The organism is Flavobacterium zepuense, assembly GCF_007097145.1.
Lineage (GTDB): Bacteria > Bacteroidota > Bacteroidia > Flavobacteriales > Flavobacteriaceae > Flavobacterium > Flavobacterium zepuense.
This window is the reverse complement of record NZ_VJVZ01000002.1, coordinates 267,989-291,487: the sequence shown is the minus strand read 5'-3', so window position 1 is coordinate 291,487 and position 23,499 is coordinate 267,989. Positions and strand designations below refer to the sequence as shown.

Annotated in this window: 21 protein-coding genes and 1 tRNA gene; 5 read left to right on the top strand and 17 right to left on the bottom strand. The window is 41.3% G+C overall.

What is annotated here, in order from left to right:
- Positions 1-30: 30 nt before the first annotated feature.
- Together FMM05_RS04115 and FMM05_RS04110 are read right to left on the bottom strand one after the other, a co-directional pair.
- Positions 31-1,446: a sensor histidine kinase gene (locus tag FMM05_RS04115; RefSeq protein WP_143372071.1), complete on the bottom strand. Its 1,416-nt coding sequence runs from the start codon at positions 1,444-1,446 to the stop codon at positions 31-33.
- A gap of 3 nt (positions 1,447-1,449) precedes the next feature.
- On the bottom strand, positions 1,450-2,124 hold the full coding sequence (locus FMM05_RS04110) for a response regulator transcription factor (RefSeq protein WP_143372070.1): 675 nt from the start codon (positions 2,122-2,124) through the stop codon (positions 1,450-1,452).
- A 261-nt stretch (positions 2,125-2,385) separates the two neighbouring features.
- Here FMM05_RS04110 and FMM05_RS04105 point away from each other — a divergent pair, with 261 nt between their 5' ends.
- On the top strand, positions 2,386-4,014 hold the full coding sequence (locus FMM05_RS04105) for a hypothetical protein (RefSeq protein WP_143372069.1): 1,629 nt from the start codon (positions 2,386-2,388) through the stop codon (positions 4,012-4,014).
- 75 nt (positions 4,015-4,089) lie between these two features.
- Here FMM05_RS04105 and FMM05_RS04100 read toward each other — a convergent pair whose 3' ends face one another.
- From FMM05_RS04100 to FMM05_RS04075, 6 genes are all read right to left on the bottom strand, one after another.
- A complete protein-coding gene (locus FMM05_RS04100; RefSeq protein ID WP_143372068.1) occupies positions 4,090-4,542 on the bottom strand; it encodes a nuclear transport factor 2 family protein in 453 nt (150 codons plus the stop codon).
- A 61-nt stretch (positions 4,543-4,603) separates the two neighbouring features.
- The gene (purT, locus tag FMM05_RS04095; RefSeq protein ID WP_143372067.1) at positions 4,604-5,773 is read right to left on the bottom strand and encodes a formate-dependent phosphoribosylglycinamide formyltransferase; all 1,170 of its coding nucleotides are present in this window, start codon (positions 5,771-5,773) and stop codon (positions 4,604-4,606) included.
- Positions 5,774-5,798: 25 nt separating this feature from the next.
- Positions 5,799-6,062 (bottom strand): Txe/YoeB family addiction module toxin, encoded by a 264-nt coding sequence (locus FMM05_RS04090; RefSeq protein WP_143372066.1) that lies wholly within the window; start codon positions 6,060-6,062, stop codon positions 5,799-5,801.
- Complete coding sequence (locus tag FMM05_RS04085) at positions 6,052-6,306, bottom strand: type II toxin-antitoxin system Phd/YefM family antitoxin (RefSeq protein ID WP_143372065.1); 255 nt, start codon at positions 6,304-6,306, stop codon at positions 6,052-6,054. The genes FMM05_RS04090 and FMM05_RS04085 overlap by 11 nt, the downstream gene beginning before the upstream one ends.
- Positions 6,307-6,429: 123 nt before the next feature.
- Positions 6,430-7,617 (bottom strand): pyridoxal phosphate-dependent aminotransferase, encoded by a 1,188-nt coding sequence (locus FMM05_RS04080; RefSeq protein ID WP_143372064.1) that lies wholly within the window; start codon positions 7,615-7,617, stop codon positions 6,430-6,432.
- Positions 7,618-7,642: 25 nt separating this feature from the next.
- Positions 7,643-8,737, bottom strand: coding sequence for a fatty acid desaturase family protein (locus FMM05_RS04075; RefSeq protein WP_143372063.1), 1,095 nt, complete (start codon positions 8,735-8,737; stop codon positions 7,643-7,645).
- 110 nt (positions 8,738-8,847) lie between these two features.
- Here FMM05_RS04075 and rsmG point away from each other — a divergent pair, with 110 nt between their 5' ends.
- Positions 8,848-9,477, top strand: a complete 630-nt coding sequence (gene rsmG / locus FMM05_RS04070) for a 16S rRNA (guanine(527)-N(7))-methyltransferase RsmG (RefSeq protein WP_143372062.1) — start codon at positions 8,848-8,850, stop codon at positions 9,475-9,477.
- Between the two features lie 122 nt (positions 9,478-9,599).
- Here rsmG and pruA read toward each other — a convergent pair whose 3' ends face one another.
- The 3 genes from pruA to FMM05_RS04055 form a co-directional block, all read right to left on the bottom strand.
- Positions 9,600-11,225: an L-glutamate gamma-semialdehyde dehydrogenase gene (pruA, locus tag FMM05_RS04065; protein WP_143372061.1), complete on the bottom strand. Its 1,626-nt coding sequence runs from the start codon at positions 11,223-11,225 to the stop codon at positions 9,600-9,602.
- Positions 11,226-11,368: 143 nt separating this feature from the next.
- A complete protein-coding gene (gene apaG, locus FMM05_RS04060) occupies positions 11,369-11,755 on the bottom strand; it encodes a Co2+/Mg2+ efflux protein ApaG (protein ID WP_026991277.1) in 387 nt (128 codons plus the stop codon).
- 111 nt (positions 11,756-11,866) lie between these two features.
- On the bottom strand, positions 11,867-13,138 hold the full coding sequence (locus FMM05_RS04055; RefSeq protein WP_143372060.1) for a type IX secretion system plug protein: 1,272 nt from the start codon (positions 13,136-13,138) through the stop codon (positions 11,867-11,869).
- A gap of 163 nt (positions 13,139-13,301) precedes the next feature.
- On the opposite strand from FMM05_RS04055, the gene FMM05_RS04050 reads away from it, so the two are divergent.
- Positions 13,302-16,109, top strand: a complete 2,808-nt coding sequence (locus FMM05_RS04050; protein WP_143372059.1) for a M16 family metallopeptidase — start codon at positions 13,302-13,304, stop codon at positions 16,107-16,109.
- 128 nt (positions 16,110-16,237) lie between these two features.
- On the opposite strand, the gene FMM05_RS04045 is transcribed toward FMM05_RS04050, so the two are convergent.
- From FMM05_RS04045 to gpmI, 4 genes are all read right to left on the bottom strand, one after another.
- Positions 16,238-17,005, bottom strand: a complete 768-nt coding sequence (locus tag FMM05_RS04045; RefSeq protein WP_143372058.1) for a class I SAM-dependent methyltransferase — start codon at positions 17,003-17,005, stop codon at positions 16,238-16,240.
- A 78-nt stretch (positions 17,006-17,083) separates the two neighbouring features.
- A complete protein-coding gene (locus FMM05_RS04040; protein WP_143372057.1) occupies positions 17,084-17,458 on the bottom strand; it encodes a GxxExxY protein in 375 nt (124 codons plus the stop codon).
- Positions 17,459-17,508: 50 nt separating this feature from the next.
- Complete coding sequence (map, locus tag FMM05_RS04035; protein ID WP_143372056.1) at positions 17,509-18,327, bottom strand: type I methionyl aminopeptidase; 819 nt, start codon at positions 18,325-18,327, stop codon at positions 17,509-17,511.
- A gap of 175 nt (positions 18,328-18,502) precedes the next feature.
- Positions 18,503-20,023 carry a 2,3-bisphosphoglycerate-independent phosphoglycerate mutase gene (gpmI, locus tag FMM05_RS04030; protein WP_143372055.1) on the bottom strand — a complete coding sequence of 507 codons (1,521 nt, stop codon included), beginning with the start codon at positions 20,021-20,023 and terminating at the stop codon, positions 18,503-18,505.
- A gap of 403 nt (positions 20,024-20,426) precedes the next feature.
- Between gpmI and FMM05_RS04025 the strand changes: the two genes are divergently transcribed.
- Positions 20,427-21,047, top strand: coding sequence for a murein L,D-transpeptidase catalytic domain family protein (locus FMM05_RS04025; RefSeq protein ID WP_317129558.1), 621 nt, complete (start codon positions 20,427-20,429; stop codon positions 21,045-21,047).
- Here FMM05_RS04025 and FMM05_RS04020 read toward each other — a convergent pair.
- Both FMM05_RS04020 and FMM05_RS04015 read right to left on the bottom strand, forming a co-directional pair.
- Complete coding sequence (locus tag FMM05_RS04020; protein WP_143372053.1) at positions 21,030-22,622, bottom strand: L,D-transpeptidase family protein; 1,593 nt, start codon at positions 22,620-22,622, stop codon at positions 21,030-21,032. The genes FMM05_RS04025 and FMM05_RS04020 overlap by 18 nt on opposite strands.
- A gap of 217 nt (positions 22,623-22,839) precedes the next feature.
- Complete coding sequence (locus tag FMM05_RS04015; RefSeq protein ID WP_143372052.1) at positions 22,840-23,277, bottom strand: GNAT family N-acetyltransferase; 438 nt, start codon at positions 23,275-23,277, stop codon at positions 22,840-22,842.
- A 128-nt stretch (positions 23,278-23,405) separates the two neighbouring features.
- On the opposite strand from FMM05_RS04015, the gene FMM05_RS04010 reads away from it, so the two are divergent.
- Positions 23,406-23,478, top strand: a tRNA-Gly gene (locus tag FMM05_RS04010).
- The last annotated feature ends 21 nt before the right edge of the window (positions 23,479-23,499 follow it).

The window sequence follows — 23,499 nt, the reverse complement described above, 5'->3', positions numbered from 1 at the left end:
GGTTTAAATTTGAATTAGATTTTCCTTAGATTATCCGTTAGATTTTCTAACATTGACGATAAGGTTTTTAGGATCAAATTTTTCACGATAAAAAATAATAGATACTACGGTGCCTTTACCGGGTTCTGACTGTACGGTAAGGTTACCATTATGCATACGGATAATTTTCATGGCAAGAGGGAGGCCAAGGCCATAGCCATTATACCGGGATGCTTCTTTGCCCCTAAAGAATGGCTCGTATAAATGCGGAATATCTTCGGGTGGTATACCAATACCAATATCACTAATAGAAATATGAATGCCAACATCGTTAGCCTTTAGGTTTACAAAAACTTCTTCATTGTTACTGTACTTAACCCCGTTGCTTATAATATTGCCAATAGCGAGTTCTAACAAGGCACGGTTGCATGGCAGTTTAAGCAGTTTTTGGTCGTCTGGCATATCGTTAAGCCTTAAGGTAACGCGGTTGTTAGGATACAGCCTGTCAAGATCGGCTTTCACATCAATAAGCAATTCATCAAGGCGGGCGATATCCTGAACCTGTTTCTGACCGTCGTAACCGGTTTGTGTAAGCTTCAGCAGGCTTTCGGTAAGATTGCCCAGGCGCGTTGCCTGCTGGTGTATATTAGTAAGTACCTCCTCATATTCGCCGGGGTCGCGTTCTTTAAGAAGCGCTATTTCAGTCTCGGCAATTATGGTAGTTATAGGAGTTTTAAGCTCGTGGGATGCGTTGTTTATAAAGTTGGCCTGGATTTCAAAACTTGTCTCCAGCCTGTCAAGCATATTATTAAACGTTTTGGTAAGTTCGTATATTTCGTCCGACTCATCGGCATCGGGCATCGGTAGCCGATTATGCAGGTTAGACGCACTAATGCGGTTAACCTCCTTAGTTATGCGTGCTACCGGATTAATAACCCTGCGGGCAAGGAACCGGCCTAAAAAGTAAGCAAGCAACAGGAATGCAAGTCCGCCAAATAACATTATCCTTAAAATATACAAAGTTGTAGTATTGCCCCGCCGGTCTTTTGCCGATACTATAACCATATACTTAAGTCCGTTCTCGTTAAATATTTGGGCGTAATAATACGTGTAGCCTTCGGCAAACCAGCCGCTTCCGGTTTTCATAACGTCACTATAAAATTCAGGAGGCAGGTTAAGGGCGGTATTGTATTCAAAAGAATCAGGCCCGTTTACCTTAAGCACATACTCATGCTCATCTATAAGCTCCGGCAGGCCATTTTCTTTAAGCGCACGGTAATAATTGGCCTTTTCGGGGTCTTCCTGGTAATGTATCGATGCAACTATCTTTGCCCTGTCTACCAGCCGCTTAACAAAATAATATTCGTTATTGCGTTTAAAAAGAAAAAACACCACTATGCACAGCAGCAACGTGCTTACGCCCGAAAGCGCTACATAAGTAATGGTTATTTTTTTTTTTATCTGCATGCGTTATGCTTTAAGCACATAGCCTAACCCTTTAATAGTATGAATGAGCTTGTTAGGGTACGGTTTATCAATTTTATTGCGCAGGTAATTAATGTAAACATCTACCACATTAGTATTCATGTCAAAATTAATGTTCCAAACGTTATCCAGTATCTTTTCGCGCGATAGTATGGTCTTAGTATTCTTTGCTAAATAATACAAAAGTCCAAATTCTTTGGCGGTAAGCGCTATTGTGTCTTCGCCGCGGCTTACGGTTTTAGTGCGAAGGTTTATGGTAAGATCTTCTATTGTAATAGTCTCCGGAGTTTTATGCTCCTGCGATGCGCGGCGTGCAAGGGCATTTATACGCGCTTCAAGCTCAGTAAACCTAAAGGGCTTGGCCATATAATCATCGGCGCCTGTGTTAAGGCCCGCCACAATATTTTCGCTGCTGTTAAGTGCGGTTAGCATCAATATTGGCACAAAATTACCCGCTGCCCTAAGCCTGCGGCAAATTTCTATTCCATTAATATCAGGTAGCATTACATCTAAAACAATAACGTCAAAAGAGGTTTCAGCAATCATTTCCAGCGCTGTGGTGCCGTCCAACGCGGCACTAACGTCATGGTTTTTCTCAGATAAACCCTTTCGGATAACCGATAACAAATTGGGTTCGTCTTCAACAATCAGCAGCTTCATATAAAGTAATTAGGGTAATTACAACAAAAATAGTAATTGTGTGGTAAAGATTTACATAAATATCCTGCAAACCTATTTTTGACCGATATACATGTTAAAAAAAAATGAACCGGATTTGCCTAACCTTTTACATAAGAAAGCCATCTGTTCTCTTAAGCCGTTCATTTAATATCACTCACTTTAAATCTTAAATAAAAAATCTTAAATATTTCCCTGTAACTTTATGCAACAATACCGACTAATATACCAAAACCACCTAAAATGAAAAAATATTTATTTGTATTGCCATTGGCTTTTTTAGCATTTTTATTCCTGTATTTTGGTATGCCCGTTATTAATTATGGGTTTATGCAGTTGCCAATTATGCTTTTGGTATTGTTTGTTTTAAGCATAGCCATAACCATAAGGCCGGAAATGAAAGCCGGTAAAACCACATTTAAATTTACAAAATGGCACCGCATACCGCTTATAGGTATAGTTGTTATACTGCTGTATATTACAATTGTGCCGTTAGTAACCACTGCGCCCATCTTTAGGAGTGATGCTTACAGAGGTATGATAGGTAAAGTACACAAAGGTGAAAAGATAACCAACCACATAGCACCTATATCGTTAGACCGTATTCGCGTGGTTGATGAAGAACTTGCCACCCTGTTGGGTGAAAAAATATTAGGATCTGACCCTGCATTGGGCAGCAAAGCCGAACTTGGCGAATTTTTTATTCAGAAAGTTAACGACCAACTGTACTGGGTTGCGCCTTTACTGCATTCAGGATTTTTTAAATGGCTTAACAATACCGCCGGTACTGAAGGTTATGTAATGGTAAGTGCCACAAATGAGCGTGATGTTAAGCTTGTGCAGGATCTTGGCGGGAAAGACCTTAAAGTAAGGTTTCAGCCTAATGCGTTTTTTGGAGACGAAATACAGCGCCACCTTTATTTTAGTGGTTATGAAGCTACCGGACTTGCCGATTATAATTTTGAAATAGACGAGCAGGGTAAGCCCTATTGGGTAGTTACAAAATATCGTAAAAAAATTAGCTTTGCCGGTAACGATGCCACAGGTATTATTACGGTTGATGCGCAAACCGGCGATATTAAAGAATACAGTATTGATAAAGTACCTGCGTGGATAGACCGCATTCAGCCAATAGAATTTATTGAGGAGCAACTGGCCGACTGGGGCGAATATGTACACGGCTACTGGAACTTTAGTAATGAGGACAAGCTTATGATTACCGAAGGCCTAACGCTTGTGTATGGCCACGACAACAGGTCATATTGGTACACCGGAGTATCATCTGTTGGTAAGGAAGAATCGGCCGTTGGGTTTATGCTTGTAGATACCCGCACTAAAGAGGCTACCATGTACAACCAAAGCGGTGCTACAGAGTATGCGGCACAACGGTCTGCCGAAGGTAAGGTGCAGGAAAAAGGGTATAAAGCCTCATTGCCTATCCCGTACAACATAAACAACATCCCAACATATGTTATGACGCTAAAAGACGGCGGCGGACTCGTAAAAATGTATGCTATGGTTGCAATAGGCGATTATACCATTGTGGGCGTGGGCAACACAATGCGCGAAACACTTATGAGCTATAAAAATGTGTTTAACATGGCCGGTAACCGTATTAACCCTACGGCACAGGCCAACCGCAAAACTTTACAAAATGTTGTAACCCGTATACAAAGCGATATTAAAAATGGCAACAGTTTTTACTACTTTACCGTGCAGGGATCTCCTAAAATATTTATCGGTTCATCGCAGCTTAGTAATGAGCTGCCGGTAACACAGGTAGGCGACAGCATTACTATTTCATTTGATTTAGATAACGAAGAAGTGATAGACGTTTCTACCTTTGATAACTTAAAGTTAGGAGGGAAGTAAACTGACGTTTTAAATATAAATCATAAAAAACGCTGCCAATAGGGGCAGCGTTTTGTGTTTTATAAATCCAATATACTACTGAGCAGGAGCTGTTGCAGGCGCTTCAGCCGATGGTGCAGGCGCAGTTGGCGCTGTACTTCCATTTGGAGTTTTATTACCAAGGGTAACTTTCCAGTCTTCGCCTTCTTTAATAAGGTCAAGCTGTTTTTCTGAAGTTTCAGGGCTGCCTTTGCTTACTACTTTATATTTTACGACCGCTGTGTTATCTTTAACTTCGGTTGATATTATGTTTATTTTAATATCCTTGCTTTTAATTTCTTCTTTTTTAGCGGCATCTATCATGCCTTCCAGCATGCCTATCATCATGGCGGCGTTAGCATCACAATATTTTTTTGCTTCGGCAAAATCAGCATTGGCATTAGCCTCTAAAAAGCTTTTTGCGGTGCTCTCAGCTTTACTTTGTGCATCGTTACATGATACAAGCATGGCCATTGACATGAATGCAATGATCGAAAATATTTTTTTCATAAAATAGGTTTGTTATTTTTTGTAAAAGTACAGTTTTGATATTATAAAACAACGATGTATGTTATTTTGGATTTACCGTTACCAATGCCGCAGCCGCTTTAGCTTTCTCAACAATGCCTTCAACGGGTGTAGCTACTGTATCGCTAACAAGCGCTACACCCATACGGCGATAAGGGCGTGTGGTAGGCTTGCCAAACAACCTGAAATCGGTTTTAGGCAGGGCCGCGATTTTTTCTACACCGCTAAATGTAGGGCTGTCGCTGGTATCGCTTGCTAATATAACAGCACTTGCACCGGCTTTTTCAAGAGTAATTTCTGCTATTGGCAGGCTTAATATCGTACGTAAGTGCAATTCAAATTCATTAAAATTTTGTGTGCCGGCAAGGGTGACCATGCCGGTATCATGCGGGCGTGGCGATAGTTCAGAGAAATACACACCTTCATCCGTAAGGAAAAATTCTACACCAAAGATACCTGCACCACCAAGGGCTTCGGTAACTTTACGGGCCATGTCCTGGGCTTCAGCAAGGGCAGCATCAGTAACATTGGCAGGCTGCCAGCTTTCCTGGTAATCGCCGCGCTCCTGGCGGTGGCCAATAGGGCTGCAAAACAGGGCTGGGTTGTTGTTTTGCGTAACGGTAAGCAGGGTAATCTCCGAATTAAAATTCACAAATGCCTCCACAATAACCTCTACCACATCGCCACGGGAACCCTCAACGGCATACTTCCATGCTTTCTCAATGTCCTCCTGTGTTTTAATAGTGCTCTGCCCTTTACCTGATGACGACATTAATGGCTTAACCACACATGGTATGCCTACTTCGGCAACAGCTTTTTGAAGCTCTTCAGCCGATGTTGCGTAACGATAGTTAGCGGTGCGAAGCCCCAGGTCTTTCGCTGCCAGGTCGCGTATGGCTTTACGGTTCATGGTAAAGTTGGCTGCCTTAGCCGATGGCACTACTGTAATGCCCTGTTTCTCGTAATCGTAAAAACGCTCGGTACGGATGGCCTCAATTTCCGGAACTATAAAATCAGGGTTGTGTTTGGCAATAACAGCATCAAGGGCATCGCCGTCAAGCATGTTGATCACTTCAAAACCATGGGCAACCTGCATAGCGGGTGCATTGGCATAGCTGTCTACCGCAATAACGGTTTGGCCTATACGTTGTGCGGCAATTACAAATTCTTTACCCAATTCTCCCGATCCTAATAGTACTATCTTTTTTTGCATTATATATTTTATATGATGTGTTTGATTAATAATGACCCCGTAGCTGAACTACATATATAATAGTGTTGTCTACGGTATATACAATACGGTGTTCTTTATTTATTCTCCTGCTATAATAGCCGTTTAGCTCATGCCGTAAAGCTTCGGGTTGCCCGATGCCAGTAAATGGCGTATCCTTCATGTTGGCTAAAAGCGATTTAATTTTATTAAGAACCTGAATATTATTCGTTTTCTTCCAAAAATTATAATCCTCTAAAGCAGTTTCAGTAAATTCAATACTAAAGCTCATCCAGGTTTATTTTGGTAGTTTTACCCTGCTTTACCTGATTGACACCTAATAAAAGCCGTTCCCTGTTTTTTTCTGATGATAATAAGTAAGATGTTTCATTAAGCGAATTATAATCAGCTAACGATATTATTACAACATCCTCATTATTAGGGCGGTGCACAATAATTTCCTGATTATTACTGCTTACACTATCAAGTGTTTCTTTTAGATTTTTCCTCAAATCAGTTACGCTTATCGTTTTCATATTGTGAAGTATGTACTTGCAAATGTACAAAATAATGTACATAAATAAATTATTTTCTATTTATAAAAGATAACAACCTATTTGAATTAAAAAAGTCCCGCTATTGCGGGACCCTCTGTATAATTAAGCGGCTAATGCCTCTTTTATTCGTTTTAATGCTTCGGTTAAAATTTCTTCGCTGGTAGCGTAAGAGAACCTAATACAGTCCGGGTTACCAAAAGCATCGCCGGTTACAGTAGCAACATTAGCGTGCTCTAAAAGGTACATAGAAAGGTCGTCGGCATTTTTGATTTCAACGCCTCGTAATGTTTTTCCAAAGAAAGAAGATACATCAGGGAAAACGTAAAACGCACCTTCAGGAACATTTATCTTAACACCCGGAATTTCTTTTAGCAAACCAACAACTAAATCTCTACGGCTGTGGAATGCAGCGACCATATCTTTTAACACAGCAGGATCTGCATCTACCGCAGTAATGGTAGCACGCTGTGCAATACTGTTGGCACCGCTTGTTACCTGGCCCTGCATTTTAGTACAGGCTTTAGCAATAAATTCGGGACCGCCAATGTAGCCTATCCTCCAGCCGGTCATGGCAAAAGCTTTAGCTACACCGTTTACGGTAATGGTTTTATCAAACATACCCGGAATAGTTGCTATACTGCAAAAATTGCCCGAAAAGTTAATGTGCTCATATATCTCATCGCTTACTACATATATGTTAGGGTAGTTGTCTAACACACGTGCAAGGGCAGTAAGCTCGGCTTCATTATAAACAGATCCGCTTGGGTTACAAGGCGAACTGAACATAATAAGCTTGGTTTTTGGTGTAATAGCCGCCTCAAGCTGTGCCGGTGTTATTTTAAAGTCGCTCTCTATAGTAGTAGGTACTTCTACAGGGTTGGCCTCGGCCATTTTAACCATTTCAGCATAGCTTACCCAGTATGGGGCAGGCAGTATACACTCATCGCCTGGGTTTAGCAACACCTGGCAAAGGTTGTAAAGCGATTGCTTGGCTCCGGTAGAAACAACAATTTGCGATGGCTTATAGTCAAGATTGTTATCGCGTTTAAACTTGCGGCAAATAGCATCCTTAAGCTCTGCGTAACCGTCTACAGGGGAGTACGTGCTGTAATTATCGTGTATGGCCTGTATGGCAGCCTCTTTAATAAAATCGGGGGTATTAAAATCGGGTTCACCTAAACTAAGGCTTATAATGTCTTTACCCTGTGCTTTAAGTTCCCTGGCTTTTGCAGCCATTGCAAGTGTTTGCGATGTAGATAAGTTATTAATCCTGTCTGAAAGCGCGCTCATTGTTGTATAGTGGTTTTAAATTTATTTAATTTAATGCGGGTTCCATACCCAGTTCTTTAAGATGCTTAAAGTGTGCCGCAATAGCCCCCCTCATGGTTTTAAACTCATGGTAAGGCAGGTTGTGCTCGCGTGCCGTTTGCTTTACTATCTCAGATAATTTTTTATAATGCACGTGGCTTATATTAGGGAAAATATGGTGCTCTATCTGGTGGTTAAGGCCACCCGTAAACCAGTTTACAAAACGGTTTTTAGTAGCAAAATTAGCTGTGGTGTACAATTGGTGTATGGCCCAGGTATTTTCCATTTCGCCGAGTTCGTTAGGTGTTGGGTTGTCGGTTTCTTCTACAATATGTGCCAACTGAAAAACAACACTTAATATTAACCCTGCAACATAGTGCATCACGAAAAAGCCTATTAGTACCTTCCACCAGGTTATGCCCAATACCATTGGTAACACTAACCAAACCGAAACGTAAATAATTTTAGTAATAACCAATATGGTCCATTGCTTTACGGGGCTTTGAAATTTTCCGTACGATAAGCCACGTTTAATATAGCGTCTCATTTGTTTAATATCGGTAGTAATAGCCCAGTTAAAGGTTAGGAGTCCGTAAAGGAAAATAGAGTAATAGTGCTGAAATTTATGAATCCACATCCAGTCCGCCGATTTAGAGAAACGGATAATACGTCCGGCTTCAAGATCCTCATCATGCCCATGAATGTTAGTATACGTATGGTGCAAAACATTGTGCTGCACCTGCCAGTTGTTTACATTGCCGGCAAGCAGGTACATACTGCCGCCCATTATTTTATTAAGCCAGTTTTTACCGGAGTACGACCCGTGGTTGGCATCGTGCATAACATTCATGCCTATGCCCGCCATGCCCACACCCATAATAATGGTAAGCAGCAACTGTGCCCAGGCCGGTAAGTGCAGTGTTAATAACACAAAATAGGGAGCCAGGTACAACGAGAACATTATGATGGTTTTTAGGTGCAGCTTCCAGTTACCGGTTTTTTTAAGGTTATTATCCTTAAAATAGTCGTTAACGCGTTTAGTAAGCGTCCGGAAGAATTTTAATGAGTCGGTTTTCGAAAAAACTGGAGGATTTACATTCATAAGTTGTTGCAATCTTGGTTTCAAAGGTAATTATTAATCAAAAGGTAAACGATAAAAATAGGGTAAAATTTCATAACGGAAATGATTACTTTTGTCAAAAATTTAAAATAATGGAGGAAATAATACAGTATTTTCCTGATCTTACCGAAACGCAGCTAAAGCAGTTTGCCAGCCTTGAAGCGCTGTACAAAGACTGGAATGCAAAAATAAATGTAATATCACGCAAAGATATCGATGCGCTTTATACCAAGCACGTACTGCACTCTTTAGGTATTGCAAAGGTTATGCCCTTTATGCCGGGCGCAACTATTTTAGATGTTGGCACCGGTGGCGGTTTCCCCGGGATCCCGCTGGCTATACTGTTTCCTGAAGTTAATTTTTATCTTGTAGATGTTATTGCTAAAAAAATAACAGTGGTAAAAGGCGTGGCCGAAGCCCTTGGACTTACAAACGTTCGTGCCGAACAAAAACGTGCCGAAAACATAGACGAGGAGTTTGACTTTATTGTGAGCCGTGCTGTTACCAATATGCCCGACTTCGTTAAGTGGGTGCGTGGCAAGGTTAAAAAAGCCCAGAACCATGAATTGCCAAACGGAATACTTTACCTAAAGGGCGGCGACCTTACCGAGGAGCTTGCAGTATTTCAGAAAGTTACATTATTTGATCTTTCCGATTATTTTTCAGATGAGTTTTTTGAAACGAAGAAAGTGGTGCATTTAGGGATGAAGTATAAGGTGTAGAGACGCAATGCCTTGCGTCTTCTATAACATCACCCGAGACGCAAAGCATTGCGTCTCTACAGAAAATAAAAACGCCCGACATTCTAAGTGTCAGGCGTTTTGAGTTGATATTTATAAAAGGATTACCCCAGGAAAGGATACCTGTAATCTGTTGGTGGAACCAATGTTTCTTTAATAGTGCGTGGCGATACCCAACGGTAAAGGTTTAGGACAGAACCTGCCTTATCATTAGTACCCGATGCCCTTGCGCCACCAAATGGCTGCTGGCCTACAACGGCGCCTGTTGGCTTATCGTTAATATAGAAGTTACCGGCTGAGTTCTCTAACGCTTTAGCAGCTTCTTCTATAGCATAGCGGTCCTGGCTGAATATTGCCCCGGTAAGCGCGTATGGCGATGTTTCGTCTACCAGTTTAAGGGTTTCTGCCCATTTAGCATCTTCAAAAACATAAATGGTTAATACAGGTCCGAATAATTCAGTAGAAAGCGTATCGTAATTAGGATTAGTTGTAACAATAACGGTTGGGTCTATAAACCAGCCTATAGATTTGTCGTAGGTGCCACCGGCTATAATTTCGGCATCCGGTGCAGCTTTTGCAGCATCAATGTATTTAGCCAGCTTATCAAAAGAACCTTCGTGTATCACTGCCGATATAAAGTTAGTAGGATCTTCCGGAGAACCTATTTTAAATGATTTAATATCATTAACCAAATGCTCTTTAACAGCAGGCCATATAGACTGCGGAATGTAAGCTCTTGATGCAGCCGAACATTTCTGACCCTGGTACTCAAATGCGCCCCTTGTAAGAGCCGTTGCAACCTGAGCCGGAATAGATGATGGGTGAGCCACAACAAAGTCTTTACCGCCTGTTTCGCCTACTATTCTTGGGTAGGTTTTATATTTAGAGATGTTCTGCCCTATTTTAGCCCAGATATCGTTAAATACAGAGGTTGAACCTGTGTAATGGATACCTGCAAAATCAGGGCTTGCCAAAAGCGTATCGGTAATCATAACCGGGTTGCCATGTACCATGTTTATAACACCATCGGGTAATCCGGCAAGTTTAAATACTTCCATAATTACGTTGGCGCTGTAAACTTGCGATGCACTTGGTTTCCAAACTACCACGTTACCCATGAGGGCCGGTGCCGCAGGCAGGTTACCCGCAATAGCCGTAAAGTTAAACGGTGTAACAGCATATACAAAACCTTCTAAAGCACGGTACTCTAAACGGTTCCAGATTCCTTCGCTCGATACCGGCTGCTCTGCATAAATCTGTGACATAAACTCTACGTTAAAACGCAGGAAGTCGATAAACTCACAAGCTGAATCGATCTCGGCCTGGTGCACCGTTTTAGCCTGGGCTATCATGGTGGCAGCGTTTATTTTAGCGCGGTATGGCCCGGCTAAAAGCTCAGCAGCTTTTAAAAATATTGATGCCCTTTGCTCCCATGAAAGGTTAACCCATTGCTGCCTTGCTGCAAGAGCAGTTGCAATAGCTTTTTCTATATGGTGTTTTTCGGCTTCGTGATACGTGCCCACTACTTTTTTATGATCAAAAGGCGGGTTGATGGTTTTGGTTTTTCCGGTGCGTATTTCCTCGGCACCTATGTACAACGGCACATCTACAGTAGTGCTGTAAAGTTCTTTAAATGTAGCAAGTACCTGTTCTCTTTCTTTACTGCCGGGGGCATAACCCTTAACCGGTTCGTTAATAGCTTTAGGTACATTGTAAATTCCTTTTGGCATGATATAAAGTGTTTTAAAGGATTAAATTTTTAAGCATTGCAAATATACAAAGAATTATGCAGACTGTATTTGAAGATACAGCAGCAAAAAACGCAATATGCTGATTAAAAACTAAAAGGAGTTGTTTTGGGAAGTAATAATTATTAGTTCAGTGCGAAAGGGGCGCTAAGCCTGAAAGTAGGTACTATTACCCTAAAGTTGCGGGTGCTGGTAAAATTGATCATGCTAAAATAACCTCTCATGGCTCCAAAAGGCGATGCCAAAAGGCAACCAGAGCTGTAGGTATGTTTTTCGCCGGGTTTAAGCACGGGTTTTTTGCCAATAACACCTTCGCCATCTACAATTTCGATATCGTTTAAAGAATCGTAAATTTCCCAGTGGCGGGTGTTTAGCTGTACAGAATCTTTGCTTTGATTCTCAATGGTGATCTCGTAGCTAAAAGCAAACTGAATCCTGTAGTTTTTAAAGTACGTGCCTTCAAAACTGGTAGATACCGATATTTTTATGCCTCTTGTTATTTGTGATACCATGCTGCTATTGGTTTACAGGCTCTAATGCAGAGCAAAAATACAAAATTAATTAGTGCAGGCTTAAATTACAAGTATTAAATTAACCCGAATTTAATTTTAACTCTTTGCATATTAGTTGATAATATTTTCTGAGTTGGCGTTGCCACGGCCTATTACCCTGTCATAACGCTCGTTGTTTTGCCTATAGTATACAAAAATGTTATAATCGTTTTCGGTTTGGTAATAATTGCCATCTACAGCGTGTTCGCCATCTACATTGCCGTTTTTATTGGCAGTAATGTACATAAAGTTATTAAAGCCCTGTTTTATCATTATAGCTTTACTGTAAGTAGCTGTTTTTTCGTCGTACTCTAACTTATACTCATCGGTCTTGGCATAGTTATTAAACATGCCACCTATATAAATATCTTTCTTCTCGTAAAACGCCGGGGCGCTCAGCTTAAAAAATACCCATGAGTAATCCGATTCTAAATTTTGGTTGGTTACGCTCAGGTTGATGTTCTTATTCTGAAAGTTGCCGTTAACATCCGGGAAAAACGTATACCCTTTGCTCGACCGTGCATCATTAGTATATAAAATGGTATTGTAAATATCCCCGGCAGTAATACGGGCAATATTGTTTACGGCATTCCTTATGTCTTTATTATCAAAGTACAAATACTCGTTACCGGCCCAAAACTGTGTTTCTTTATCGTACTTATAAATAAGGTCGTTGCCAATGGTATATTGAGGCTTAACGTTATAAATGGCATTATCAAAACGCCCGTTTTGAAATATAGCGATCTTTACATTTTGCAGCGGACTCTGAAAGTTAAAAGCCTGTGTTTTAATAGCAAAATCAAGGTTGTGTTTTTCCTGTATCACATCCATATCGCGGGCTCGTTTTACCTGTAGCGGTACGCTAACCTGATCGTCGTAAACAATGATCTTTCGGGTAAAAACCACTTCACGGTCTTCGTTTAAAATTTTTATTATGTAGTTGCCTGTTAGCAATAAGCGCGTAAATTTATTAGGGAAGGTGAGGGTATAACGCGAGTAAACCTGCAGGGTGTTAAACGAGTTTTCGTAGACCTGTATTCTTTGGTTGTCAAAACCCTCAATATAATCGTTAACGGTTAGCTGGCTGCTGGGTGTCCAGTCATAATTACAATGTGTGATGGTATAATAATAGTTGGCTTCGTTGCCAAAAAGGTCATCAAAAGACAATTGTATGATATCGCTTAGCTTAAAGTAAGGGAAAACATTTTCACCCTGTTTTGTAAACGATACCGTTTTAATGTTATAAGGAGGGGCTATTTCCTGCTGTACCTGTGTAAAGGCATTAAAAGATAATAGTGACACTAAAAAGGCAAAAGCAACTAACCGGTAAGCGGGTTGTATCATTTTTGATTGTTTTATTCGACAACGTAAAGATAACTAATATTATTATAAAGCTCACGGCTGTTTGCTTTTATAGAATAACTAAATTTATAGTTGAATGTTAAAATTTACAATAAATAAGAATTTTCTCAGTTTCAATAAAACCAATTTATAAACCAATCACATTATGAAACACCTTACTATGTGGATGTTTCTTGCCGCTGCACCACTTCTTGGTACCGCACAGGAACTCCGGGGAACCGACCCCATTCCGTTTGACCCGAATGTAAAAACGGGGAAACTTAAAAACGGACTTACCTATTACATTAGGAAAAATGCCAAGCCCGAAAACAAAGTAGATCTTAGGCTTGTTATTAACGCCGGTTCTATCCTGGAAAATGACGACCAGCAGGGCCTTGCTCACTTTATGGAGCACATGTGCTTTAACGGTACCAAACGTTTTCCTAAAAATGCCCTTGTAGATTACCTGCAAAGCATAGGCGTAAAGTTTGGCCAGCACCTAAACGCCTACACCAGTTTTGATGAAACAGTGTACTTTTTACCCATACCAAGTGATAGCCCCGAAAAGCTGGAAAAAGGCTTTCAGGTTATTGAAGACTGGGCTTTTAATGCCGTGCTTACACCCGAAGAAATTGACAAAGAACGTGGCGTAGTATTAGAGGAATACCGCATAGGCCTTGGGGCAGAAAAGAGGATGATGAACCACTTTATGCCTAAAATGATGTACAAATCTCATTATGCGAACCGTTTGCCTATTGGGCAAAAAGAGATACTTGAGAACTTTAAGTACGAAAAGATCACACAGTTTTATAAAGACTGGTACAGGCCGGATCTTATGGCGGTTATTGTGGTGGGCGATATTGATGTGGCCGCTATGGAGAAAAAAATCCAGGACCACTTTGGGTCGTACAAAAATCCTAAGAACGAAAAGCCAAGGAAAACTTTTGATGTACCCAACCACAAAGAAACTTTGGTGTCGGTAGAAAGTGATAAAGAAGCTTCGTACTCAAGGGTTCAGCTTATTTATAAAGATTACACCGATCCTAAAAAACTGGTTACTATAAACGATTTTAAAGATTATATTAACGAGGGGCTCTTCTCTACAATGCTTAACAACAGGTTAAACGAGCTTACCAATGCTCCTAATCCTCCGTTTACTTACGGATATACCTATCACGGTGGTACATGGGCGCGTACTAAAGAGGCGTACCAGTCGTTCGCAATGATGCAGGAAGACAAGCAGCTTGATGCGCTTAAAGTGCTTGTAGACGAGAACGAAAGGGTACGTAAGTTTGGCTTTACAGCCGGCGAGCTTGAAAGGGCTAAAGCCGAGTTTACAGCCCAGATGGAAAGCCAGTATAACGACAGGGATAAAACAGAATCGGAAAACTTTGTAGGGGAGTACCAGGCTAACTTCCTTGAGCAGGAACCTGCACCGGGCATTGAGTGGACGTTTGCTGCCATGCAAAAATTACTGCCGGCTGTAAAGATAGAAGATATTAACAAGCTGGTTAAAGATTATATTAAGCCTGATAACAGGGTTGTTGTGCTAACGGGTCCGCAAAAAGACGGCCTTAAGCAGCCAACTGAGCAGGATGTGCTTAAAATACTAAACGCAAGCACCGATAATTTAACAGCTTACGAAGATGTTGCCACAGCTACCAGCCTGCTGCGTAACGACGTTAAGCCGGGCAGCATTACTAAAAAAGAAAGCAATGCTAAACTGGGTACTAGTACTTTAACGCTAAGCAATGGCGCTAAGGTTACCTACAAAAAAACCGACTTTAAAAATGATGAGGTTCTTTTTGAGGCGGTAAGTTTTGGCGGAAGTAATCTGTACAACAATACCGATGTTAAAAAGGTTCAGTTTGCTAACGGGGCTTTAACCGAGGCCGGGTTTAGCGGACTTAAGCTTAATGATATTAATAAATTCATGACGGGTAAAATTGCTCAGGTATACCCATACATCGGCGGCACTACCGAGGGTTTAAGCGGTAACGCTACCCCTAAAGATTTAGAGTACCTGTTCCAAATGGTATATGCCTATTTTACCGATCTTAATCTTGATAAAGACGCGTTTAACAGCTACAAGCAAAAGCAGTCGGCGTTTTATAACAACATGGCATCGCAGCCTAACTTTTATTTCCAGCAGGAGCTTTATGGTTTCCTTTACAAGGATAACCCAAGGTTTAACGGATTTATCCCAACGGAGAAATCATGGGCCGAAACTGATTATGAGCTGGCTTACAACAAATACAAAGAGCGTTTTGCCAATGCAGCCGACTTTGAATTTTATTTTGTGGGTAACATAGATGACAAGGCTATAGAAGCGTTTGCATCTAAATACATTGCATCGTTACCGGGCAGCGATAAAAAAGAAAAAGCTACCGATCTTGGCTACCGCATGATAAAAGGCGAGCACAAAAAGATCATCAATAAGGGTTCTGACCCTAAGAGTAATGTAAGGATCATGTATTATGGCGAAGCATCATATAGTCCTAAAGAGGCGCTTGCCATGAATGCACTGGGCGAGATACTTACCATTAAGCTTATTGAAGAGCTTAGGGAGAACGAAAGTGGCGTATATGGTATAAGTGCTAACGGTAGCATGGGCAAAGTGCCTTATGGCTCTTATAGCTTTAATATAGGTTTCCCATGCGGGCCAGATAATGCCGAAAAGCTTACAGCTTCTGCCCTTAGGGAACTTCAAAAAATTATAGATAACGGCCCAGAGGCTAAAGATCTTGCCAAGTACAAAGAAGCGGAGCTTCTTGAATACAAAAAAGAGATTAAAGAGAATAAATACTGGATGGATAATTTTGAAAGGGCTTACATTAACGGTATCAGCCCCGATGATATCCTTGTAGTAGAGGGCAAAGTAAACGGACTTACCGCTAAAGAAGTTCAGGAAGTTGCTAAAAAATACCTTACTAAAGATAAAGTTATAGGCATACTTATGCCTGAAACGAAATAATTTTTTCTTTTGTTTTTAAATTGAGAAACCCCGTCAGGATATTCCTGCCGGGGTTTGTTTTATCTGAATTTCAGTAATTGTTGTTTTGAATAAATTAGTGAAATTAGTGTCGTATATTTTTGAAGCAATTAATCTTTAAAACACACCGGGATTATCTCCCCTTTGGCTAAACAATAGCGTTCTACATCTTGTGCCGGTATCTTTTTAGTGTAATCTTCTTCAACTACCCTAAAGCCTATACTGCGAAGTTTATCAAAATAATCACGGCCGTAAACACGCACGTGGTCGTATTGTCCAAAAATACGCGCCCGTTCTTTTTGGTCAACAATAGTATTATCTTCAAACGTAGTTTCCCTTTTTAAATCCTGCGGAATTTGCAGTATTGCCATACCGCCCGGTTTAAGCACCCGGTACAGTTCCTGCATAGCTTTGGTGTCATCAGGTATATGCTCTAATACGTGGTTGCATAGTATCAGGTCGTACTCATTATCCTTAAATGGCAGGTTGCAGATGTCGGCCTTCACATCCGCCAGGGGTGAATACAGGTCGGTTGTTGTATAATCCAGGTTTTTCTGGTTACGAAAGCGTTTGTAAAAGGCCTGTTCTGGGGCAAAATGCAGTACCTTTTTAGGAGCCGTAAAAAAGTCGGTTTCATTGTTAAGATACAGCCATAACAGGCGGTGTCTCTCTAATGAAAGCGTACCCGGAGCCAGTACATTATTGCGCTGGTGCCCGTAGCCATAAGGTAAAAAGTTTTTAAAGCTTTTACCGTCTATCGGGTCGGTATAGGTATTCCCTTTAAGGGCAAACGCCAGCATTGGGCGCGCCACATAGCTTAAGCGTATAAGCAGCGGGCGGGGAATGGTGTTGAGTATGAGTTTAAAAAGTTTCTTCATTTTAAGAAAATATTTCGCAAAGATTCGCAAAGAAGGCACAAAGGTTTTTTTGACACGAATTACACAAATTTTCACAAATTATAAAATCACCCTTTTGTGAATTAAACTATCTTCTCCAAAATTTACGAGTAGCCCTAAATTTAATCTTGATGCTGCTAAATAATTCAGTGTTTGCTTAATATGGCTTTTATGAAGTGTTTCTATTGCTTTTACTTCCAGTATGATGTAATCATGAACTATAAAATCAGCAAAATAATGATGAGGCAATATTACATCTTTATAAATTATTTCAAATTTCTGTTCACGTACAAATGGAATATTATTTTTAAAGAATTCATACTGAAGAGCATCTTTATAAACAATTTCATTATGGCCTTTACCTAAATGTGAATGAACCTCCATGCAAAGCCCGATTATTTCAAAAGCCTCTTCTTTAAACAGTATGGATGACATAATTCGTGAAAATTTGTGTAATTCGTGTCTGAAAAACTATATTCAAGTTATTAAACCGCTAAAGGTTCCCTCCTGAATTCATTCTCTTCATCACTCACAATACCAAGAGCTTTATATACATAAGCAAAAGTACTAAGCAGTTCCGGCTTGCCATCAATAAGAGCAACATCATGCTCAAAGTGGGCGCTTGGCTTACCATCGCGGGTTACGATCGTCCAGCCGTCTTTAAGCTGGCGTATGTTTTTAGTTCCCATGTTTATCATTGGTTCAATAGCAACCACAAGGCCTTCTACAAATAATTTACCGCGGCCACGCTTGCCATAATTAGGCATTTCGGGGCCTTCGTGCATTTTTTTACCCAGTCCATGGCCTACAAGCTCACGAACCACACCATAGCCATGTGCTTCGGTATAACGCTGTATGGCGCTGCCCACGTCTTCAACACGGTTACCAATTTTAAACTCGCGTATACCCACGTAAAGTGATTCTTTAGTTACCTGAAGCAGTTTCTTAGTTTCAGGGGCTACTTCGCCAATTTCAAAAGTATAAGCGTGGTCGCCATAATATTCATTTTTAAGGGCACCACAGTCTACCGATACGATATCGCCTTCTTCAATAGGGCGGTTGGTAGGAAGCCCGTGAACGATCTGGTCGTTAACGCTGGTAAGCAAAGTGCTTGGGCAATCGTATAAACCTTTAAAGCCAGGTACGGCGCCATGGTCGCGAATAAACTCTTCGGCCATGCGGTCCAGCTGCAGGGTAGTAACGCCCGGTTTTATCTCGGTGGCAATCATGCCAAGGGTTTTAGAAACTATAAGTGCACTCTCGCGCATTAACTCTATCTGTTCCCGTGTTTTTGGAATAATCATGTGTGTCTAATTTTTCGGGTACAAAAGTACAACATTATGCGCATTTATTTGTAAACCTGATAATCGCTGTTGCATATTGGGTAAATGTGGGGTAATTGTAACAAAAAAGCCCCATCAATTTAACTGATGGGGCTGTTTAAGGTTTCTAAGACGCTTAGATTCTAAAAATCTAAGATTATGATACCAACGAATGCCTTGTCATGGCTTCCGGTTGGGCAATGCCCATAAGCTCTAAGATGGTAGGAGCAATATCGCCAAGTACGCCATCTTTAACATGTTTAAGTTCTTTATCTACCAGGATAATAGGCACCGGATTCGTAGTGTGGGCCGTGTTAGGGCTACCGTCAGGATTTATCATGGTTTCGCAGTTACCGTGGTCGGCAATTACTATAGTGGTGTAATCATTTGCCAGGGCGGCGGTTATAACCTCTTTAACGCAGGCATCTACTGCTTCGCAGGCTTTAATAGCAGCTTCAAAAACACCGGTATGGCCTACCATATCGCCGTTGGCAAAGTTAAGGCATACAAAATCTACCTTGCCTTTTTCAAGTTCCGGTACTAAAGCATCTTTAAGTTCAAAAGCACTCATTTCCGGCTGAAGGTCGTACGTAGCAACCTTAGGCGAATTGCGAAGCAGGCGGGTTTCACCTTCAAAAGGTTCCTCACGGCCACCTGAAAAGAAGAACGTAACGTGCGGGTACTTTTCAGTCTCTGCAATACGAATTTGCTTTTTACCGGCTTTAGATACCACCTCGCCAAGGGTTTCGGTTAAATTGTCTTTATCGTAAACAACATGGATGTCTTTAAAGGTGTCATCATAATTTGTAAGCGTAACAAAGTACAGCTTAAGCTTGTGCATGTTTTGCTCATGAACGTCAAATTGCGATAACACTTCGGTTAACTCACGGCCGCGATCAGTACGGAAGTTAAAAAAGATAACCACATCATCTTCTTCAATTTTAGCAAGCGGCGTTGTGCCGTCTTCGGTCATTACAATAGGTTTTATGAACTCATCGGTAATGCCTTCTTTATACGCATCCTGAATGCTGTCTACAGCATTAGTGCTTGGTGTGCCTTCGCCGTTAACCAAAAGGTCGTACGCGAGTTTAACACGCTCCCAGCGCTTATCGCGGTCCATTGCATAGTAACGGCCTACAATAGTTGCCAGTTTAGCATCGGTATTTTTCAGGTGGTTTTCAAGGTCGGATATAAACCCAACACCCGATTTAGGGTCAACGTCGCGCCCATCGGTAAACGCATGGATGAAAACGTTGCTTACACCGGCATCTTTAGTGGCATCAACCAACCCTTTAAGGTGGTCTATGTGCGAGTGCACACCACCATTAGATACAAGGCCAAGCAGATGCACTTTTTTGTTGTTTTGTTTAGCGTAATTAAAAGCGGCTACAAGGGCAGGTTCTTTTTCCAGGGTTTTGTCCTGTACGGCAAGGTTGATTTTTACAAGGTCCTGGTACACAATGCGCCCGGCACCCAGGTTCATGTGGCCAACCTCACTGTTTCCCATTTGCCCTTCAGGTAGGCCTACGTTAAGGCCATCGGTGCGCAGCTGTGCGCTTGGATAATCTTTATACAAACTATTTATAAACGGAACGTTGGCATTGTCTATAGCCGATACTTTTGGGTCGGGCGATTTTCCCCAGCCATCCAGTATCATCAGGATAACTTTTTTATTCATTTTCAATTAATTATAACGTTTTGGCATAGTTTCTGCTTAATATAAGCCGAAACAAGCGATAAAGTTACTATAAAATAGGTAGATTTCGTGTTTTATTAGGGTTAAGTTAACGCGGCCTTTTAATTTTTTTAGTTAAAAATTACACCCAAAGGCAATAACATTCTTTTTTAGCCCGTTATACAAATAATGAAGTGAGAACGGCACAGGTATGCATCCCTGCCAAATGAAAATGTTAAATATTTGATTTTAACACAGTTGCTTTTGGATTTTAAGGTTTTATTAACTTATTTAGCAACCAGGTTAAACACACAACTACAAGATTATTATGGGTTACAATTTTTTTACATCAATTTTATTTTTGTTCTTTTCATTTACCACTACAACACCAAAAAACACAAAAGCAATGGCTTCTAACGAAACCAATGCCATGACCGAAACAGAATCTGTTTACAACACAATTAAATCACATTCTGCAACCATGCCGGCATTTGCGTGCTTTACTAAAGCCATGAAAGGTTTTAAAGCACTTAAAGCACAGGGCAAAATTAAAAAAGACCTTTTAACGGTTATTGATTTTAGTCAGTCATCTAATACAAAAAGACTTTGGATTATAGATATGGCTACACAAACCGTATTATACAATACACTTGTGGCGCACGGCCGCAATAGTGGTGATGAGTTTGCCAATGCCTTTAGCAACGATAACTCTTCTAACCAAAGCAGCCTTGGCTTTTATGCTACCGGCGAAATTTATAATGGCAAGCATGGCCAGTCGCTTCGCCTTGATGGTTTAGAGCAGGGAATAAACAGCAATGCGCGCAGCAGGGGAGTGGTAGTACATGCCGCCGACTATGTTAGCGAAAACTTTATACAAATGCACCACAGGCTTGGCAGAAGCCAGGGTTGCCCTGCCTTGCCAACTAACTTAACTAAAGAGGTTATTGATTTGATAAAGGACAGATCGTGCCTTTTTATTTATCACCCTACACAAAAATATTTTGCCAAATCAGCGTTGGCTTCTTAATTTATCATACAACATTTTGTCGAGGCTGTAAATGTCATTTCTAAATTGCAGCCCGCCTTTATCCATCCATGCGGTCCAGTACAACTGGTGCACATGGGTGGTTTTTTTTAGTCCCACATTCTGTGTGTCGGTAGTGGCAAGCAATTCGTCCAGTTTTTCTTTTGTCCACCCGGCATCTTCTTTATCCAGCACATAACCTGCAAGTTTTAAAGGATCCTGCACACGCACACAGCCTGAGCTAAGCGCACGGTACGGCTTTTTAAAATATTCGCGGTGGTTGGTGTCATGCAGGTAAACGCTAAACCCATTCCTGAAATTAAACTTAATCTGCCCAAGCGAATTATGGCTTCCCGGGCTTTGCACATACACATAATGGTCGGGTTTAAGCGAATCCCATTCGGCAACGGGTATTTCTTTATCCCCCCTGTAAATTTTCATATTTAGATGGGCAAAATGCGCTGTGTCTTTAATAGCGGCCGGGGTTAAGTCTTTCCTTAAATAAGTTGGTGGCACCGTCCAGGTTGGGTTAAGGACCAGCCCGCTGAGTACCGAATGCAATACAGGGCTCCTCCTGTCGGCCTTACCAACCACCACATTGTAAGTGGCTACGGTGTCTTTATTGTTTTCCACCACGGCAAGGCGGTAGTTAGGAATGTTTACTACGATTGCTTTTTCGCCAAAGTCGTACGGAAACCACCTCCAACGCTCTAAATTGGCAATTACCTGCTCTTTGCGGGCATTTCGGCTAAAGTTAAGGGCGTCGGCTGTGCGGTTGTTAACAGAGCCATCTGCAACGATGCCATGCCTTTCCTGAAATTTTTTAACCGCTTTAGAGGTTGCCTTGTCATAAATAGTTCCTGCTGAAGCAGATGCATCCAGATCGCCCCAGTAGGCAAGGCGTTGTTTTATGATGCCAACGGTTGCAGTAGAATCATTAAGCGTGACCGATTTTGTGATTTTTATTTGAGGGATATCCTTGTCATCCGGTAAGTTGTTTAGATAGGCGAGGCTCTCGCGAAGGCTTCCATAAATGACATGGCGCGGCCTGCAACGTGCTACAACTTCTTTAATGCTGTGGTCTTTAAGGGCTTCGGTAAGTAAAGTATTTACCTCTATCTTTTTCGGAGAAAGTGCCCAGTCATAATATACGCCCGACGGTTTTAGCTTTCCTTTAAAAAGATGTGATGCCAGCTTACCGAACGACTCTGTCATAAGGATGTCGTAGCGCATGCACTCTTCTTCGCTTATGGCGGTAAGGGCTTCGAATTCTTTTAAATAGGCAATATTATAGTCAGATGGCATAAGGCCATCAGTTACAATGTCATTTATAGCTTCCTGAAGGGCAAGGCGATCAGCCTTGTCAGTCCACAATGTAGTAGTACCGTTAGCGGCATAAAAGGCCTGAACATTTTTAGGGGCTTCTTCTAATAGTGAAGCATCTATAGGTAATGGGGTGTTTTTTAAGTGTGCGGTATTTACCGGGCGTGCAATTACATTATCATTACCACGCTGTGCGTTTTTACAGGCGGGGAATAATAAAAGCAGCAGTAATACTATGGTGGCGGCCTTAAGCATATTGTTTTGTTTTGGTTAAACGAATGCTGTAAATGGCTTGCCACCAAGCCTTACCAAACGGGGGTAAGAAATATCCGGTCCAGGATTAGTGCTCCGCGAGCAGGAATGAATTGCCGGATCGTGGTATAGCCACCTTCAAAATTCATAATAAAGTTACAAAACTGAAGGCGGAAAATGTATTGCGAAAAATGTAATTTTTTGTTGGGATTAGGTTAAATTACAACGTTTTATGCATAACATAATGAATGCCGATATCGCCAATGGTAAATGGTTCGCCTGTAACGGCATAGCCCATTTTTTTGTAGAAGCCCACAGCTATTTCGCGGGCGTTGAACCATATTTTTTTACCATTTTGTTGTGATATGTATTGTTCTGCTGCCTGCACCAACAGGTCGCCCAGGCCTTTTTTCTGCTGGTTTTCTAACACCGCCATGCCACGTATCTGATACTGATCGGCTTCTGTAAAAAAATCATGACTGGCTTTAAAAACCGAAATTACGCCAAGCAGGCCTTCCTCTTCAAAAACACCAAAATGTATGGTAGCAGGCAGGTCATCGCCATCAAAAATGCAGGTGTCCAGTGCTTTACCGGGGCGCAGCACAGGTTGGCGTACCACAAATGTTTGTTGCGAGGTAATTTGTTTAATAACGGGCATGTAAAATTTATTTTAGGGTAACAAATTAAGGCTAAATATCTTAAATGATAAAGCGGCACGGGGTTAAAAGTTTTTGAAAAAAAGTTTGCATCTAAGAAAAGTTATTATGTATATTTGCACCCACAAATGCGGAAGTAGCTCAGTTGGTAGAGCTCCAGCCTTCCAAGCTGGTTGTCGCGAGTTCGAGCCTCGTCTTCCGCTCTGCAAAAAGCCCTTAACGAA